This window comes from Pseudomonas sp. OE 28.3, assembly GCF_014268205.2.
Classification (GTDB): Bacteria; Pseudomonadota; Gammaproteobacteria; order Pseudomonadales; family Pseudomonadaceae; genus Aquipseudomonas; species Aquipseudomonas edaphica.
In genome coordinates this window covers 5,437,015-5,453,229 of sequence record NZ_CP077082.1, presented here as the reverse complement: position 1 = coordinate 5,453,229, position 16,215 = coordinate 5,437,015, and the positions used below count along the sequence as shown (strand labels likewise).

Below are 16,215 nucleotides of genomic sequence, written 5' to 3'. Positions count from 1 at the left end.
CTGTTCTTTCAGTCAGACCGCGGTGATGCTATCGCAGGCAAGCCAGCTCCCACACAAGCCCGCTCCCACATTTTGATCCCGGTTGAGTCAGATACTTTGGCGCAGCCGGGCCAAATCCCGCAGCGGCGGTGCCCCGAACAACCGGCTGTATTCCCGGCTGAACTGCGACGGGCTCTCATACCCTACCCGATACCCCGCTGCCGACGCCTCCAGCCCTTCGGCAATCATCAATCGCCGCGCCTCCTGCAACCGTAACTGCTTCTGGTATTGCAGCGGACTCATCGCCGTAATCGCCTTGAAGCGATGGTGCAAGGTCGAAACACTGAGGTTCACTTCCCTGGCCAGGTCATCAATGCGCAGCGGTTGTTCGAAGTTACCGTTCAACCATTTGATGGCCTGACTCACGCGATGGCTCTGACTGTTGGCCACGGCGATTTCATACAGTCGATAACCCTGCGGGCCACGTAACAACCGATAGAGAATCTCGCGGTTGATGAGTGGCGCGAGCATGGCGATGTCTTTCGGTGTGTCCAGCAGGCGCGCCAGGCGCAACACGGCGTCGAGCAGTTGGTTGTCGATGCGGTCAACGTACATGCCACGCGATGTCGGCCTGGAGGGCACGCCCATCGGGCCTGCCTCGGCGATCAATGCGGTGAGCTGGGCCGGGTCGATATTGATGCGCACCGACAGGTTGGGGTCTTGCGGTGTGGCGTCGATGATCCGCCCGGCGACGGGCATCGCCACCGAAAACACCAGATAATTGAGCGGGTCGTAGGCAAAGATCTCGTCGGCCAGGCGCACTTCCTTGCTGCCGCTGGCCAGAATGCACAGGGCGGGTTCCACCAGCACCGGCATGAAATCGCGCGGGGTGTTGTGGCGGTTCAGATACAGCGAGGTAATTGCCGTGCCGTAGGAGCCATCTTCCCAGGTATGACGGTGAACAATGCTGGCCAGCTCGGCGCGTTGTTTTTCCATCTCGGCATCGAGGGGCATTGGCTTGGTTTCGGGCGACGACATGGGGCGTCCTCTACTGACTGCTTTGATGGGCCCAGCTTAGCGGCGGCTTTTCAAAAGGTGTTACTTCGATTCTGCACAATCCTTGCCTGATCCTGCGATAAGGCGTGAATCAGGCAAGTGCAGGGCCTGTCATGTGCCTGAAACACTGAGTATGCGGTTGGAATAAATCCCTGGGGCCAGACGTCTTATCTACGCTTCTCGCAGGATTGTGCAATAAGCCTGCAGGAATCGACTAACTGCGCCCATCTTCGCGCCGCTATCTTTGATCCTGTGGCAACACGCCCTCACAGTGCTTGCCGAGCATCACTTCTCAACGGGAGAGTCGAACATGTCCACCCCCATTCCCGCGAGCCATATGGCCTTTATCCGTGCCCGTACCGGGTGCAGCACCGAACTCGGTGCACGCTTGAGCAGTTTGATCGAACCGGGCCGTCAGGCTCAGGGTTGCCTGCAATTCTCGTTGCAGCATTCCCAGGTCGATCCCGATGTATGGCTGGTCTCGGGCTTCTGGAGCAGCGAGCAGGCGATGAGTGCCTACTTCAGTTCCCCTGCCTTGATGCTCTTTACTGAGCTGTTGAACGACATGGTAGTGCGCAGCATGGACTTCCAGACCTTCACCGACGCATCCGCCGCCCATGCTTACGGTGAGTACCTGCAATTGGCCGGTTAGCGGTTAGAATGGCCGACTTTTCATTGGCCAGGACCTGCAACATGGCACGTAAACAATTTGCCCATCACGAAGCCGTTTCTGCATTAGTGCGTGAAGAAGAGGGTGGCTACAGCGCCGCCGTCGCCGTCAAGGCACTCGATGGCATGGGCGCCCCGCAGTTTCACAAGATCCTGGCTGGCCAGACCTTCAAGACCGCCTCCGACGCCGACGATGCAGCGACGCTGCAACTTGAATGTCTGGTTGATGTGGACGAAGACGGTCAGTTGACTTGGGCAACGGCCGCAAGCTGAAGCCGAACACTTTATATCGCTCAACAGAAATCAAATGTGGGAGCCGGGCTTGCCCGCGATAGCGGTTTGCCAGCCAACTCATCAGGTGGCTGACAAACCGCTATCGCAGGCAAGCCCGGCTCCCACAGGGTTCTGTTGTGTGTGTTGGGCAGTGAATCAGCGCGGGCGATACATCTTGAACAACGCCTCCGGTCCCAACTGGAAATAATCCGCCGGGCCACCGCCGCGCAAAATCGGCTCAGCGGCCGCCGTGTCGTAAACCCCATCCTTGAGCAGCCACTTGGCAATGTGCACGGCAACCACCTCACCGAGCACCAGCCAGCTAGGCACCAACCCCTTGTCGGCACGCTGCAGTTGAATGATCTGCGTCACCTTGCATTCAAACGACACCGGGCTTTCGCCCACCCGTGGCACCGCGACGATTTTCGAGGCCACCGGCGTCAGGCCGGATAACTCGAATTCATTCACGTCCGGTGATACGGCCGCGCAACTCTGGTTCATCTGCTCGGCCAGCGGGCGGGTGGCCAGGTTCCAGACAAATTCGCCGGTCTGTTCGATGTTGTTCAGGCTGTCTTTGCGCCCGACACTGGAAAACCCAATGATCGGCGGGATGTAGTTGAACGCGTTGAAGAAACTGTAGGGCGCCAGGTTCAGGCGGCCCTCGCCATCGTGTGACGAGATCCAGCCAATCGGCCGTGGCCCGACTATGGCATTGAACGGATCATGGGGCAGGCCGTGGCCGTTGGCGGGTTCGTAGAAATGGATATCGTCGGACATGGGCCAGGGTTCCTGCTGCGCGTTGGAGGAGGCCGTCATAGTGCAATCCAGAGCGATGAATTTCCATCGCGCGTATGGAATTTTCATTGATTGCCCACCTATTTTTCACAGCCCCGCGTTCAGTCTGCGCGCCAGGTCGGCACCCCTTTAAGTCGGCTGATTGAAAGACTGAGCTTCGGAGCCTTCTCGCACATGAACAAACTTCCTCAGATCACCCTGGCGTTCTGGGTCATGAAAATCTGCGCAACGACCCTGGGCGAAACCGCCGGGGATTTGCTCTCGATGACCCTTAACGTCGGCTACGCCATCAGCTCGATGATCCTGATCAGCGTGTTTCTCGTCACGCTGCTGACACAGCTCTGGTCGAAAACCTACAACCCGGTGCTGTACTGGATCGTGATCCTGTCCACCAGCACGGCCGGCACCACCATGTCGGACTTTATGGACCGCACGTTGGGCCTGGGCTATGCGGCAGGGTCGATGATCCTGATCGTGATCCTGATGATCATCTTTGCACTGTGGCGCTTGAGCGGCGACTCGCTGAACGTGAACAAGGTCCAGACCTTTCGCGGCGAGCTGTTTTACTGGATGGCGATTCTGTTTTCCAACACCTTGGGCACCGCGTTGGGCGACTTCCTGGCGGACGATTCGGGGTTGGGCTTTGCCGGTGGCGCCTTGCTGATCGGCTCGGCGATTGCGCTGGTGGTCGCACTCAAATACTTCACACAGATATCGTCAGTGCTGCTGTTCTGGGTGGCATTTGTGCTGACCCGCCCGTTTGGTGCGACCCTGGGCGATTTTCTGACCAAACCCTCTGAAAAGGGCGGGCTGGATTTCGGCACCGTTGGCTCATCGGCGGTGCTGGCGGCAGTGCTGGTGGTGATGATTGCCGGGGCGGCATATGCGCAGCGTCGGTATGGGCGTAGCGCAATAGCGGACGTTTCCTGAAACCAAATGTGGGAGCGGGCAAGCCAGCTCCCACATTTTTTACCGCGCTAAACCCTTAGTCGGTGGTGATGCGCGAGTGTTTACGGGTGTCTTTCATGGTCACGTAAACCACCAGCGACACCGCGATACACGCGGTCACATACCAGTAGTAACCCGTCTCCATGCCGATGTTCTTGAACCACAGCGCAATCACTTCAGCCGTACCGCCGAAGATCGAAACGGTCAGCGCATACGGCAGGCCCACGCCCAGCGCACGGATCTCGGTTGGGAACAGTTCAGCTTTCACCACCGCGTTGATCGAGGTATAGCCGCTGACGATGATCAGCGCCGCCATGATCAGGAAGAACGCACCCCACCAGCTTTGGATGGTGTGCAGGGTGGTAAGGATTGGCACGGTGAACAGCGTGCCGAGGATGCCGAAGGCGATCAGGATCGGCCGGCGGCCAACCTTGTCCGACAGCCCGCCAACCAGCGGTTGCAGGCACATGAACAGGAACAGTGTGGCGGCCGAAATGGTGGTGGAGTCGGAGATGCTCATGCCCACCGTGTTCACCAGGTATTTCTGCATGTAGGTGGTGTAGGTGTAGAAGGCCAGGGTGCCGCCCATGGTCAGGCCGACCACGGTCATCACTTCCTTGGGGTGACGCATCAAGGTGCGCATTGCGCTTTCCTTGGCTTTTTCCTTTTTGGTGAACGACTCGGTTTCTTCCATGCCACGACGCAGGAACAACGCGACCACTGCGCACAGCGCGCCGATGGCGAACGGGATGCGCCAGCCCCAGGCATACAGCTGCTCGGTGGTCAGGGTTTGTTGCAACACGATCAACACGGCAAGGGCGATGAGCTGGCCGGAGATCAGGGTCACGTACTGGAAGCTGGAGAAGAAACCGCGACGCTCCTTGGTCGCCATCTCACTCAGGTAAGTGGCCGAGGTGCCGTACTCGCCACCGACCGACAGGCCCTGAAGCAAACGTGCAAATACCAGCAGGATCGGCGCGCCGATACCGATGGTGTCGTAGCCCGGCGTCAGCGCGATCAGCAGCGAGCCGAAGCACATCAGCAATACCGAGAACATCAGCGCAGCCTTGCGCCCTTTGTAGTCGGCATACAGGCCCATCAGCCAGCCACCGATCGGGCGCATGATAAAGCCCACGGCAAAGATGGCAGCGGTGTTCATCAACTGAGCGGTGGAGTCACCGGCGGGGAAGAAGGTCTTGGCGAAGTACAGCGAGAAAGCGGCGTAGACGTACCAGTCGTACCATTCGACCATATTGCCGACGGAGCCACTGAAGATCGATTTGATACGGCTGGTAGTGGTGCGCTCTTTAGCCGGCGCAGCCGCCGACCCCAGAGGCAGGGCGTTGGAGTTATCCATTGAAGGATCCTTCATCTAGTTGTTTTTATGGAGCCGCACGAACGCAGCCTGGTTTGGGCTATAGCAGGAGCTGTGCCAAACAGATGAAGGCCCGGAATAGAAGGGTTACAAGATTTTTTTGAGCGGAAAGTCGCTGATGATTATTGGGTGGTGAGCGGAAATCCGCTTATGGCTGCTGGCCTCATCGCAGGCAAGCCAGCTCCCACAGGAATGCGCATTCCAACTGTGGGAGCTGGCTTGCCTGCGATAGCGTCTTCGAAAACGCCATCGAAAATAGCTAAAGAAACATCTCCCGCACCAACCCATGCCGCTGCATCTTTTCATTCAAGGTACGGCGCGGCAGTTGCAGCTCGGCCAACACCGCCTTGATATCGCCTTTGTGCCGCGTCAACGCAGCCTTGAGGCAATGCGCTTCGAACGCTTCCTGTTGCGCCGCCAGGGATTGCCCGGCCTCGACGCCTTCCGGCTCAGGTTCACCCAGGCCCAGCACTTGGCGTTCGGCGACGTTGGCCAGCTCGCGCACATTGCCCGGCCAGTCGTGGCTGAGCAGGCGCCCCAGTTGCGCGCCGCTCAACGGCTCGACGTTGCGGCCCAGGCGCTCGGCGGCGCTTTGGGCGAAGTGGTCGAACAACAGCGGGATATCTTCGCGGCGCTCGCGCAACGGCGGCAGGCGCAGTTGTGCGACGTTCAAACGGTACGCCAGGTCTTCGCGAAACCGCCCGGCGCGGGCCTCTTCGAGCAAGTCGGGCTTGGTGGCGGCAATGATGCGCAAGTCCACATGGATACTTTGGTTGGAGCCCAGCCGCTCCAGTTTTTGCTCTTGCAGCACCCGCAACAATTTGACCTGCTGGGCCAGCGGCATGCTTTCGATTTCATCCAGGAACAGCGTGCCGCCGTGGGCATATTCCAGCTTGCCGATGCGCTTGCCCTGGGCGCCGGTGAACGCGCCGCTTTCGTGGCCGAACAGCTCTGCTTCAAACAGCTGCTCGGGGATGGCCGCGCAGTTGAGCGCGACAAACGGCTTTTTTGCCCGTGGGCCAAAATCATGCAGGCAACGGGCGACCAGTTCCTTGCCGCTGCCGGTTTCGCCACGAATCAGCACATTGACCGGCAAGCTGGCCAGGTCCAGCACTTGCCGGCGCAGGGTCTGCAAACCGCGAGACACGCCGAGCAGGCTCGATTCCAGCTGCGCCCGATGGTCGGCCTGTTGATGCAGGCGACGGTTCTCCAGGATCAACCCGCGTTTATCCAAGGCGCGGCGCAGGCTGTTGAGCAGTGCGTCCGGGCTGAAGGGTTTTTCCAGAAAGTCGTAGGCACCGTCGCGCATGGCTTCCACGGCCATCGGTACATCGCCATGGCCGGTGAGCAAGATCACCGGTAAGTCGGCGTCACGCCGCTGCACTTCGGCCAGCAGCTCCAGGCCGCTGAGGCCGGGCATGCGCACGTCGCTCAAAATGACGCCAGGAAAGTCTTTGGGCAGCTGTGCCAGGCATTCTTCGGCGCGACTGAACAACTGCACTTCGAATCCCGACAGGCTCAACCACTGCTCGACGGCGGTGCGAATACTCGCCTCGTCATCCACCACAATCACTGCGTTCAACATAGGTCGGGTGTCTCCAGCGCGATGGGCAAGGTCAGGGTAAATACCGCGCCGTCGCCACGGTTACCGGCGAGCAGGCGCCCACCCAGTTCATGCACGATGGCATAGGACACGGCCAACCCCAAGCCAAGGCCGTCGCCCACGGGTTTGGTGGTGAAAAATGGATCGAACACGCTGTTCAAATGGGCTTCGGCAATCCCGCCGCCGCTGTCGCTGACGCTCAGTTGCCACAGCTGTTGGTCGGCGTGCAGGCGGATTTCCAGGCGTTTGCGCGGTTTGTCGGCCATGGCGTCCAGCGCATTGCGTAGCAGGTTGATCAGCACTTGCTCCAGGCGGATCGCGTCACCGCGCACCCAGGCGGGGCGGCTCAGGTCCAGCACCACACCAATGCTTTCATCGCGCAGGCGGGCGTCGAGCAGGTGCAAGGATTGGTCGACCACCGTGGCCAAATCCAGCCGTTCGCGCAGGCCGCTGGGGCTCTTGCGGGCGAAGGTCTTAAGGTGGCTGGTGAGCGCCGCCATGCGCGTGAGCATGTCGTCCAGCGGGGTGAGCGCCTTATAGGCATCGTCCACGCGGCCGTGATCGAGCAGCAGGCGCAAGGTCGCCAATTGCATGCGCTGGGTGGTCAGCGGCTGATTGATCTCATGGGCGAGGGCAGCGGACATTTGCCCCAAGGCCGCCAGCTTGGCCGACTGCACCAGGCCATCCTGCGCGGTGCGCAACGCCTGGGTGCGTTCTTCGACAAGCTGTTCAAGCTCCTCGCGGCTGCGTTGGCGCAAACGGGCCAGGCGCCAGCGTTGGTTCAGGAACAGCAGCAGGAACACCAGCGCCAGCCATGAACCGGCGGCGGCAAGGCCAGCGTTGCGTTGGTCTTCAAAGGCGAATTGCGGTTTGCGCAGCAAGTGCAAGGTCCAGCCTTCGGCTTTCAGCGGCAGGGATTCCCAGATGTAATTGGCGTTGCCGTCGGGGCCGTTGACACGCATCAGATGGCTGTTTTCGTCAAAACGCTGCAATGTCTGGGTGTCCAGCGGCTGCAGCTGTTTTTTGTCGTATTGGCGAGTTGCCTTGAGTTCGGCAAGGTCGCTCGCCGACAACGGACGCAAGTTGCGGAAACGCCAGCCCGGCTGATTGGCGATAAACACGATGCCACGCGCATCGCTGACCAGCAGCAGGTCATTACCTTGGGCCCATTCGCGCTCAAGTTCGGGGAACTCCAGCTTCACCACCATGGCGCCGAGGAACTGTTCGTGCTCATCGACCACGGCGCTGGAGAGGAAATAACCCGGAATGCCGGTGGTCACCCCCACCGCATAAAAACGCCCGGTTCCCTGGCTCAAGGTCTGGCTGAAATACGGGCGAAACGCGTAGTTGTGCCCGACATAACTGCTGGGCAGGTTCCAGTTGCTGGCGGCCACGGCCAGACCGTTACGGTCCATCAATTCCAGAGTGGAAGACTGCGCGGCACCGTTGATGCGTTCCAGCTTGCGGTTGAGCAAGTCCTGGGTGGCGGTGTCCAGCGGGGCTTTAAGGGCGCTGATCATTTCCGAATCCAGCGCCAGTACGGCGGGCAGGGCACGGTAACGTTCAATCAGGGTATGCAGTGAGTTGGCATAGAGCGCCAGTTGTTGATTGGCGCGAGCGGCGTCATCCACCAAGGCCTGGCGTTCGGCATGGCGGGTGGCCAAGGCGGCGGCCAGCACGGCGCCGGCGATGATCAACAGCGAGTAGAAAGTCAGTCGCAGGGGGCGAGGGATCACGATCATACGGTGATGAACAGGCGCGGTAAGGGGCAAGCACCATAGCATGAGCCGCCGCAAACTTGTGGCACGTGGAATTTCTGTGGGAGCAGGCAAGCCAGCTCCCACATGACCGAGTTCGCCATAAAAAAGGCGACTGGGCCGTGGGGCCGCAGTCGCCTTTTTCCTTGCGGGGAAGTGCTTACTGCACTTCGACCGCCAGGCTTTCACTGATCTTCTTCTGCCAGATGGCAGGACCGGTGATGTGTACGGATTCGCCCTTGCTGTCCACCGCAACGGTGACCGGCATGTCTTTGACGTCGAACTCGTAGATCGCTTCCATGCCCAGTTCGGCAAATGCGACAACGCGCGACTTCTTGATGGCTTGCGCCACCAGGTAAGCTGCGCCGCCCACGGCCATCAGGTACACGGCCTTGTGGTCCTTGATCGCTTCGATCGCAGTCGGGCCGCGCTCGGATTTGCCGATCATGCCCAACAGGCCGGTTTGCTCGAGGATCTGACGGGTGAACTTGTCCATCCGCGTGGCCGTGGTCGGGCCAGCCGGGCCAACCACTTCTTCGCGCACCGGATCAACTGGGCCGACGTAGTAGATGAAGCGACCCTTGAGGTCCACCGGCAGGGTTTCGCCCTTGTTGAGCATCTCGACCATACGCTTGTGAGCAGCGTCGCGGCCGGTGAGCATCTTGCCGTTGAGCAACACGGTTTCGCCCGGCTTCCAGCTTTGTACTTCTTCCGGGGTCAGGGTGTCGAGGTTGACGCGGCGGGCCGACGGGCCGGCTTCCCAGACGATTTCCGGGTAGGCGTCCAGCGGTGGTGCTTCCAGCGATGCCGGGCCTGAACCATCGAGCACAAAGTGTGCATGACGGGTGGCGGCGCAGTTGGGGATCATGCACACCGGCAGCGAGGCTGCGTGGGTCGGGTAGTCCATGATTTTCACGTCGAGCACGGTGGTCAGGCCACCCAGGCCCTGGGCGCCGATGCCCAGTTGGTTGACCTTCTCGAACAACTCCAGGCGCATCTCTTCGATACGGTTCTGCGGGCCGCGCTTTTTCAGCTCGTGAATGTCGATGGACTCCATCAACACTTCCTTGGCCATTACCGCAGCTTTCTCGGCGGTGCCGCCGATGCCGATGCCGAGCATGCCCGGTGGGCACCAGCCGGCGCCCATGGTCGGAACGGTCTTGAGCACCCAGTCGACGATCGAGTCGGACGGGTTGAGCATGGCCATTTTCGACTTGTTCTCGGAACCGCCGCCCTTGGCTGCCACGTCCACTTCCACGGTGTTACCCGGGACGATGGAGTAGTGGATTACGGCCGGAGTGTTGTCCTTGGTGTTTTTACGCGCACCGGCCGGGTCGGCCAGGATGGAAGCACGCAGGACGTTCTCCGGCAGGTTGTAGGCGCGACGCACGCCTTCGTTGATCATGTCGTCCAGGCCCATGGTGGCGCCGTCCCAACGCACGTCCATGCCCACGCGCACGAACACGGTAACAATACCGGTGTCCTGGCAGATCGGGCGATGGCCGGTGGCGCACATGCGCGAGTTGATCAGGATCTGGGCGATGGAGTCACGGGCTGCCGGCGATTCTTCACGCAGGTAGGCTTCGTGCATGGCCTGGATGAAGTCAACGGGGTGGTAGTAGGAAATGAATTGCAGGGCGTCGGCAACGCTCTGAATCAGGTCGTCTTGCTTGATCACGGTCATGAGTCGCGCTCCTCTATAAGGGAACATTCAATAAAGGTGGCTTCAGTGTTGCATCGGTCGGCTGAAACCACCTTTCCAAGGCACGCCACAGTGGTGCAAGGCGCGACGCTAAAAAGGCGCGGCAGTATAACCCGACGCGGTGGCCGATACACCCGACTATGGTCAAACTGTCGCAGGCATGATTCCCTGTGCCGGTCCCTTCTGATTGAGCCTTTATATGCCTGAACTGCACGTCGGCGAACGCCACTGGTCGGTAGCCACCGGCAGCAACCTGCTGGATGCCTTGAATCTGGCGGGTGTGGCTGTGCCCTACAGTTGCCGGGCGGGCAGTTGCCATGCGTGCCTGGTGCGTTGCCGGGGTGAGGTCGATGATAAGCAACCCGATGCCCTGAGCCCGGCGCAGCGCCAGGACGGTTGGCGTTTGGCTTGCCAGTGTGAAGTTGTCGCAGATTTACAGGTTGAAGCATTTGACCCACTGCACGATGGTTTGCCCGCGCAAGTGGTGGGCGTCGACTGGTTGAGCCCCGAGGTACTGCGCCTGCGCCTGCAACCCGAACGTGGCTTGCGTTATCGGGCCGGGCAACATCTGGTGCTGTGGGCAGGTCAGGTAGCGCGCCCGTATTCGTTGGCCAGCTTGCCGCAGGAAGACCCGTTTTTGGAGTTTCACCTCGATTGCCGCCTGCCCGGCGAATTCAGCGATATTGCTCGGCAATTACAGGTGGGCGACAGCCTGCGCCTCGGCGAATTACGTGGCGGGGCACTGCAATACGATCCTGACTGGCAATCGCGGCCGCTGTGGCTGCTGGCATCCGGCACGGGGCTTGGGCCGTTATGGGGCGTGCTGCGCGAGGCACTGCGCCAGGATCACCAAGGCGCCATCCGCCTGATTCACCTGGCCCATGATGCCGATGGGCATTATCTGGCCGAACCCTTGGCGCAATTGGCCGCGCTGTACGCGAACCTGACTGTGGAGCTGTGGACGGCGGCTGAGTCGGCCCAGGCATTGGCGCAACTGCGGCTTGTTTCGCGGCAAACTCTGGCCTTACTCTGCGGGCACCCCGCCAATGTCGAAGCGTTTTCCAAACGCCTGTTCCTGGCGGGGTTGCCGCGCAATCAACTGCTGGCTGATATGTTCCTGCCGCGTGGTTGAGCGCTGACTTTTCCAGCCGCGAGATTCGCCATGACCGACGCCATCCTGCTGCAACGCGAAGGCGGGCTGCTGACCCTGCAGCTCAATCGCCCCGACAAGAAAAACGCCCTGACCCGCGCCATGTACACCCAACTGGCCGAGGCGTTGGAGCAGGCTGATGCGGACTCAGGTATCCGTGCGGTGCTGATCCAGGGCAGCAATGAGTGTTTTACCGCCGGCAACGACATAGCCGACTTCCTCGAACAGCCGCCCAGTGATCTGGACAGCCCGCCGTTTCACTTCATGAAAAGCCTGCTCAACTGCCGCAAGCCGGTGATCGCGGCGGTGGCGGGTGCGGCGGTCGGCATCGGTACGACCCTGTTGCTGCATTGCGATCTCGTCTATATCAGTCGCGATGCGCGCTTGCGCATGCCTTTCGTCAACCTGGGGCTGTGCCCGGAGTTTGGCTCCAGCCTGATCCTGCCTCGGCTGCTGGGGCATGCGAAAGCGGCTGAACTGTTGCTGTTGGGCGAAGGCTTTACCGGCGAGCAGGCGGCGGCGTGGGGCATTGCTACTGAGGCGATGGGTAGCGGTGAAGCGGCGCTGGTCAAGGCGCGGGAAGTTGCGCAGCGCTTTGAAACCCTGGCGCCGGGAGCGGTGCAGGTCAGCAAACAGTTGATGAAAAGTGTCGACCGTGAACAGTTGCGGCAGGTGATTGAGGTCGAGGGGGCGTTGTTTGTGCAGCGTTTGAAGTCACCGGAGGCGATTGCGGCGTTGTCGGGGTTTATTGCCCGGCGTTGATGACGCCATCGCAGGCAAGCCAGCTCCCACATTGGAATGCGGTCAACTGTGGGAGCTGGCTTGCCTGCGATGAGGCCCTTTAATTCAACAGATCTCCAGGCCTTTAAATACAAAAAGCCCCGCCATTCACATGGCAGGGCTTTTGTTTTTCAGCGTGTCACTCAGAACTGCGGGTCGCCCACGTGCAGGATCTTCATGCCATTGGTGCCACCGGTGGTGTGGTAGCTGTCGCCCTTGGTCAGGATGACCCAGTCGCCTTTCTCTACGACGCCACGCTTGACCAGTTCGTCGATTGCCTTCTGGCTCACTTCGTTAGGGGCCAACGAAGCTGGATCGAACGGAATGGTGTACACGCCACGGAACAACGCTGCGCGGGCCTGGGCTTCGCGGTGCGGGGTGAACGCGTAGATCGGTACCGACGAACGGATGCGCGACATGATCAGCGGGGTGTAGCCACTTTCGGTCAGGGCAATGATCGCCTTGACGCCCGGGAAGTGGTTGGCGGTGTACATGGCCGCCAGGGCGATGCTCTGGTCGCAGCTTTCGAACACTTTGCCGATGCGGTGGCTGGAGGTCTTGCTGGTCGGGTGCTTTTCGGCACCGACGCAGATACGCGCCATGGCCTGTACGGCTTCCAGCGGGTAAGGGCCGGCAGCACTTTCAGCCGAGAGCATCACGGCGTCGGTGTAGTCGAGCACGGCGTTGGCCACGTCGGACACTTCGGCACGGGTTGGCATCGGGTTCTGGATCATCGACTCCATCATCTGGGTCGCTACGATCACGGCCTTGTTGTGACGGCGTGCGTGCAGGATGATCTTCTTCTGGATACCGATCAGCTCGGCGTCACCGATTTCCACGCCCAGGTCGCCACGGGCAACCATCACAGCGTCGGATGCATTGATCAGGGCATCGAGGGTTTCGTCATCGGCCACGGCTTCGGCACGTTCGATCTTCGCCACCAGCCAGGCAGTACCGCCGGCTTCGTCGCGCAGCTTACGGGCATATTCCATGTCGGCAGCGTCGCGTGGGAAGGACACGGCGAGGTAGTCCACTTCCATTTCGGCGGCGAGCTTGATGTCGGCCTTGTCTTTCTCAGTCAGGGCCGGCGCCGTCAGGCCACCGCCGCGACGGTTGATGCCTTTGTGATCGGACAACGGGCCACCGATGATCACGGTGCAGTTCAGCTCCGTCGAGGTGGCCGTGTCGACGCGCATCACCACGCGGCCGTCGTCCAGCAGCAGTTCGTCGCCGACGCCGCAGTCCTTGACCAGGTCCGGGTAGTCGATACCGACGACTTCCTGGTTGCCTTCGGTCAGCGAATGGCTGGTGGAGAAGGTGAACTTGTCACCGATCTTCAGCTCAATGCGCTTGTTGGCGAATTTGGCGATACGAATTTTCGGGCCTTGCAGGTCACCCAGCAGTGCCACAAAGCGGCCGTGCTTGGCGGCCAGGTCACGCACCAGCTTGGCGCGAGCCTTGTGCTCGTCCGGGGTGCCGTGGGAGAAGTTCAGACGGGCAACGTCCAAACCAGCCAGAATCAGCTGTTCGAGGACTTCCGGCGAGTTACTGGCCGGGCCAAGGGTGGCGACGATTTTGGTACGACGGACGGACATGCACAGACTCCTGAGTTCAAGCGCTGGGGAAGGCTACTATGCTCTTTGGTTGTAGTCATTGTTCGTTTGCACTACTTATCGAAGATTCGCTTGTTTTCGCTCCAATTGAATAGATGAACATCCTTGAAGATTTTCGACGCGGGGTCGATACACTGCTCAAGACAGGAGAACCCCCATGCGAATTTTGCTCATTGCTGCCCTGGCCGTCAGTGTTGTCGGCTGTACCCGCTGGTCGATGGACCATCATTTGAACAACGCTTACCGCGCCTATGGGGTGGGTGACTGCGAGCGTGTCACCCTGGAGTTGTCCCAGGTAGACCGCGAGAGCCGTACCCGTCGGTATGTGCAACCGGAAGTTTCGATGCTGCGCGGGCAATGCCTGGAGCGCCAGAAGCTGTTCGTCGATGCGGTGCAAACCTACCAGTTCATCATCAATCAGTACCCGTCCAGCGAGTACGCCTATCGTGCCCGTGCTCGGCTCGACACCCTGCAGCAACTGGGCCATTACTCCGGCGCGAGTGTCGCGCAGCCACGGCCCGCATCACTTTGATGATATTTGTCATTCCATAGCTGGCCCGTCGCCAGTCTTAAGCTATTCTTTGAATGTCTGTTTGTACAAGTTTATGTTCAATCGGATGGATTGCTTGGGATTGGCAGTTGTAAGGCGATCAAGCGCACGCTGGATTCGCACCAATTTCCAGGGAGAGCGAACATTCAGTGTTCGTTCCGAATAACTGGCGCGGCCACTGATCTGGCCAATGGATGGCGATTTCATCATGTTTACCGACCGAAGGATTGAGCGGCATCAGCTGTCTGGTTTCTTGAAAGTGTTCAACCGGCTGACGGATAAGCCTATTGGCTACTTGGGGAACGTGTCCGAAGATGGGCTGATGTTAATCAGCCAATTACCCATGATGGTTGACGTGGCGTTTGAACTGCGTTTGAAAATCCCTCTGGCAGACGGTGATTTCCAGGCAATTGACCTCACAGCGATGTGCTTGTGGAGCCACGAAGATGTTAACCCGCAGCACTATGACTCAGGGTTTCGCGTGGTCGAAGCGCCTGAGGCATACGGGCACTTGATAAGTGCCTTGTATCATTACTTCACCTTTGATCCTCTGCAGGCTTCCGCCTAGACGTTGCGCGCTGTCGACCCGGCTCGGACGTGGTTAGCCGAGCTTGTGGTCGTGTGCTTGAGTCATAAAACACCGGCCTTTTTCCAGCCCAGATAGCGCGTCACCAGTGCAGCCCCCAGCCCCGAAGGTGGCGTATCCAGCACCGACAAACCGTGGGCACTCAAGCGCTCATGCAGATCGTTTCTCTTGTTGAGATAGTCGACAGTCCCGCTGTAGGCCAGCGCTTCAGGCAAGGTTTGAACCGGGGCCTGGCGCAGTTGGTCGAGTATGTCTTCGCGCAGGCTGGCGACCAGCACCCGATGTTGCCGGCTGATGCGCTTAACGGCTGCGAGTAACTCCTCATCATCTTCATCGCGAAGATTGGTCACCACGATCACTAATGCCCGACGTTTCTGTCGGGCCAGTAATTGGCTGGCGGCGGCTGCATAATCGGCAGTGCGTCGGGTGGTGTCGAGGTCGTAAACGGCATTGAGTAATACGTTCAGTTGGCCGCTGCCTTTGACGGGTGCCAGGTAGCGTGGCTGGTCACAGGCAAAGGTGCACAGACCCACCGCATCGCCTTGGCGCAAGGCGACGTAACTGAGTAAAAGGCAGGCATTGAGGGCGTGGTCGAAGTGAGCGAGCTCCGCGTCCTGGCTGCGCATGCGCCGGCCGCAATCGAGCATGAGCACTATCTGCTGGTCGCGTTCGTCCTGATATTCCCGGGCGATGGGCGTGCGCTGGCGCGCGGTGGCCTTCCAGTCGATCTGTCGCAGGCTGTCGCCTTCGCGAAACTCGCGCAACTGATGAAACTCCAGCCCCAACCCGCGTCGTGGGTGCTGGCGAACCCCTAATTGGCTCAACCAACTGTCCACGCCCAGCAGTTGTGCGCCGTACAAACGGGCAAAGTCAGGGTAGACCCGCGTTGTATCCCGGGCTGCAACAAAACGCCTCGCAGACCACAACCCGAAAGGGCTGGGCAGGTGAATCTCACTGCGACTGAAACTGAAGTGGCCGCGCCGCAAGGGCCGCACTCGATAGCCCAGTTCGCTTCGCTGGCCCGGGAGAAGCTCGACGGACTGCGGCATATTCTCCACGCTCAGGCCGTCAGGTGCGTGGTCAAATACTTGCACGGTCAGCGGCTGCGGGTAGTCATGTTCAAGGGTCAGGCGTACCTCACCCCAGCGGCCCAGGGCCAGGCTGCCGGGCATCTGCCGTTGCACCCGTGGGCAGGGAAGGCGCCGCAGGCGCAGGGCGTCCAGCAGTGCCAATAGAAACAGCGCCAGCAGCAGGCCCCACGCCACTGAATGCAGCGTGTCGGGCACTTTGAGCTGGAGCGCCGTAGCCGCGCCCAAGAGGATGTTCAAACCCGAGAGGACGCCGAGCCAGATCAGCAGCAGACGAGTTGGCTTCATGGT

15 protein-coding genes are annotated in these 16,215 nt (G+C 60.2%); 7 read left to right on the top strand and 8 right to left on the bottom strand.

From position 1 onward, the window contains the following. Nucleotides 1–87: 87 nt before the first annotated feature. Nucleotides 88–1,017 (bottom strand): AraC family transcriptional regulator, encoded by a 930-nt coding sequence (locus HU759_RS24485; protein ID WP_017139772.1) that lies wholly within the window; start codon nucleotides 1,015–1,017, stop codon nucleotides 88–90. A gap of 328 nt (nucleotides 1,018–1,345) precedes the next feature. Between HU759_RS24485 and HU759_RS24480 the strand changes: the two genes are divergently transcribed. Together HU759_RS24480 and HU759_RS24475 are read left to right on the top strand one after the other, a co-directional pair. Next, nucleotides 1,346–1,687 (top strand): antibiotic biosynthesis monooxygenase family protein, encoded by a 342-nt coding sequence (locus HU759_RS24480; RefSeq protein ID WP_017139773.1) that lies wholly within the window; start codon nucleotides 1,346–1,348, stop codon nucleotides 1,685–1,687. Between the two features lie 8 nt (nucleotides 1,688–1,695). Further along, nucleotides 1,696–1,977 carry a hypothetical protein gene (locus HU759_RS24475; RefSeq protein ID WP_017139774.1) on the top strand — a complete coding sequence of 94 codons (282 nt, stop codon included), beginning with the start codon at nucleotides 1,696–1,698 and terminating at the stop codon, nucleotides 1,975–1,977. Nucleotides 1,978–2,133: 156 nt separating this feature from the next. Here HU759_RS24475 and HU759_RS24470 read toward each other — a convergent pair whose 3' ends face one another. Next, nucleotides 2,134–2,754: a flavin reductase family protein gene (locus HU759_RS24470; RefSeq protein ID WP_099549418.1), complete on the bottom strand. Its 621-nt coding sequence runs from the start codon at nucleotides 2,752–2,754 to the stop codon at nucleotides 2,134–2,136. A 192-nt stretch (nucleotides 2,755–2,946) separates the two neighbouring features. Here HU759_RS24470 and HU759_RS24465 point away from each other — a divergent pair, with 192 nt between their 5' ends. Beyond that, on the top strand, nucleotides 2,947–3,702 hold the full coding sequence (locus HU759_RS24465) for a hypothetical protein (RefSeq protein WP_099549376.1): 756 nt from the start codon (nucleotides 2,947–2,949) through the stop codon (nucleotides 3,700–3,702). Nucleotides 3,703–3,757: 55 nt separating this feature from the next. Here the strand turns inward: HU759_RS24465 and HU759_RS24460 are convergent, their stop codons facing one another. The 4 genes from HU759_RS24460 to HU759_RS24445 form a co-directional block, all read right to left on the bottom strand. Next, entirely contained in the window at nucleotides 3,758–5,077 is a 1,320-nt protein-coding gene (locus HU759_RS24460; RefSeq protein ID WP_017139777.1) for an MFS transporter, read from the bottom strand. Between the two features lie 277 nt (nucleotides 5,078–5,354). Next, nucleotides 5,355–6,680 carry a sigma-54 dependent transcriptional regulator gene (locus HU759_RS24455; RefSeq protein ID WP_099549377.1) on the bottom strand — a complete coding sequence of 442 codons (1,326 nt, stop codon included), beginning with the start codon at nucleotides 6,678–6,680 and terminating at the stop codon, nucleotides 5,355–5,357. Next, nucleotides 6,674–8,440, bottom strand: a complete 1,767-nt coding sequence (locus HU759_RS24450; RefSeq protein ID WP_017139779.1) for an ATP-binding protein — start codon at nucleotides 8,438–8,440, stop codon at nucleotides 6,674–6,676. The genes HU759_RS24455 and HU759_RS24450 overlap by 7 nt, the downstream gene beginning before the upstream one ends. Nucleotides 8,441–8,615: 175 nt before the next feature. After that, nucleotides 8,616–10,139, bottom strand: a complete 1,524-nt coding sequence (locus HU759_RS24445; RefSeq protein WP_010208051.1) for a fumarate hydratase — start codon at nucleotides 10,137–10,139, stop codon at nucleotides 8,616–8,618. A 217-nt stretch (nucleotides 10,140–10,356) separates the two neighbouring features. Between HU759_RS24445 and HU759_RS24440 the strand changes: the two genes are divergently transcribed. Both HU759_RS24440 and HU759_RS24435 read left to right on the top strand, forming a co-directional pair. Then, nucleotides 10,357–11,289, top strand: coding sequence for an iron-sulfur-binding ferredoxin reductase (locus tag HU759_RS24440; RefSeq protein WP_099549378.1), 933 nt, complete (start codon nucleotides 10,357–10,359; stop codon nucleotides 11,287–11,289). A gap of 30 nt (nucleotides 11,290–11,319) precedes the next feature. After that, complete coding sequence (locus HU759_RS24435) at nucleotides 11,320–12,069, top strand: enoyl-CoA hydratase-related protein (RefSeq protein ID WP_099549379.1); 750 nt, start codon at nucleotides 11,320–11,322, stop codon at nucleotides 12,067–12,069. A 161-nt stretch (nucleotides 12,070–12,230) separates the two neighbouring features. Here HU759_RS24435 and pyk read toward each other — a convergent pair whose 3' ends face one another. Next, nucleotides 12,231–13,682, bottom strand: a complete 1,452-nt coding sequence (gene pyk / locus HU759_RS24430; protein WP_017139781.1) for a pyruvate kinase — start codon at nucleotides 13,680–13,682, stop codon at nucleotides 12,231–12,233. 175 nt (nucleotides 13,683–13,857) lie between these two features. On the opposite strand from pyk, the gene HU759_RS24425 reads away from it, so the two are divergent. Both HU759_RS24425 and HU759_RS24420 read left to right on the top strand, forming a co-directional pair. Further along, nucleotides 13,858–14,232, top strand: a complete 375-nt coding sequence (locus tag HU759_RS24425; RefSeq protein ID WP_017139782.1) for a hypothetical protein — start codon at nucleotides 13,858–13,860, stop codon at nucleotides 14,230–14,232. A 226-nt stretch (nucleotides 14,233–14,458) separates the two neighbouring features. Further along, nucleotides 14,459–14,818, top strand: a complete 360-nt coding sequence (locus HU759_RS24420) for a PilZ domain-containing protein (protein WP_026013902.1) — start codon at nucleotides 14,459–14,461, stop codon at nucleotides 14,816–14,818. A 62-nt stretch (nucleotides 14,819–14,880) separates the two neighbouring features. On the opposite strand, the gene HU759_RS24415 is transcribed toward HU759_RS24420, so the two are convergent. Next, complete coding sequence (locus tag HU759_RS24415; RefSeq protein WP_186617270.1) at nucleotides 14,881–16,212, bottom strand: DUF58 domain-containing protein; 1,332 nt, start codon at nucleotides 16,210–16,212, stop codon at nucleotides 14,881–14,883. Nucleotides 16,213–16,215: the final 3 nt, after the last annotated feature.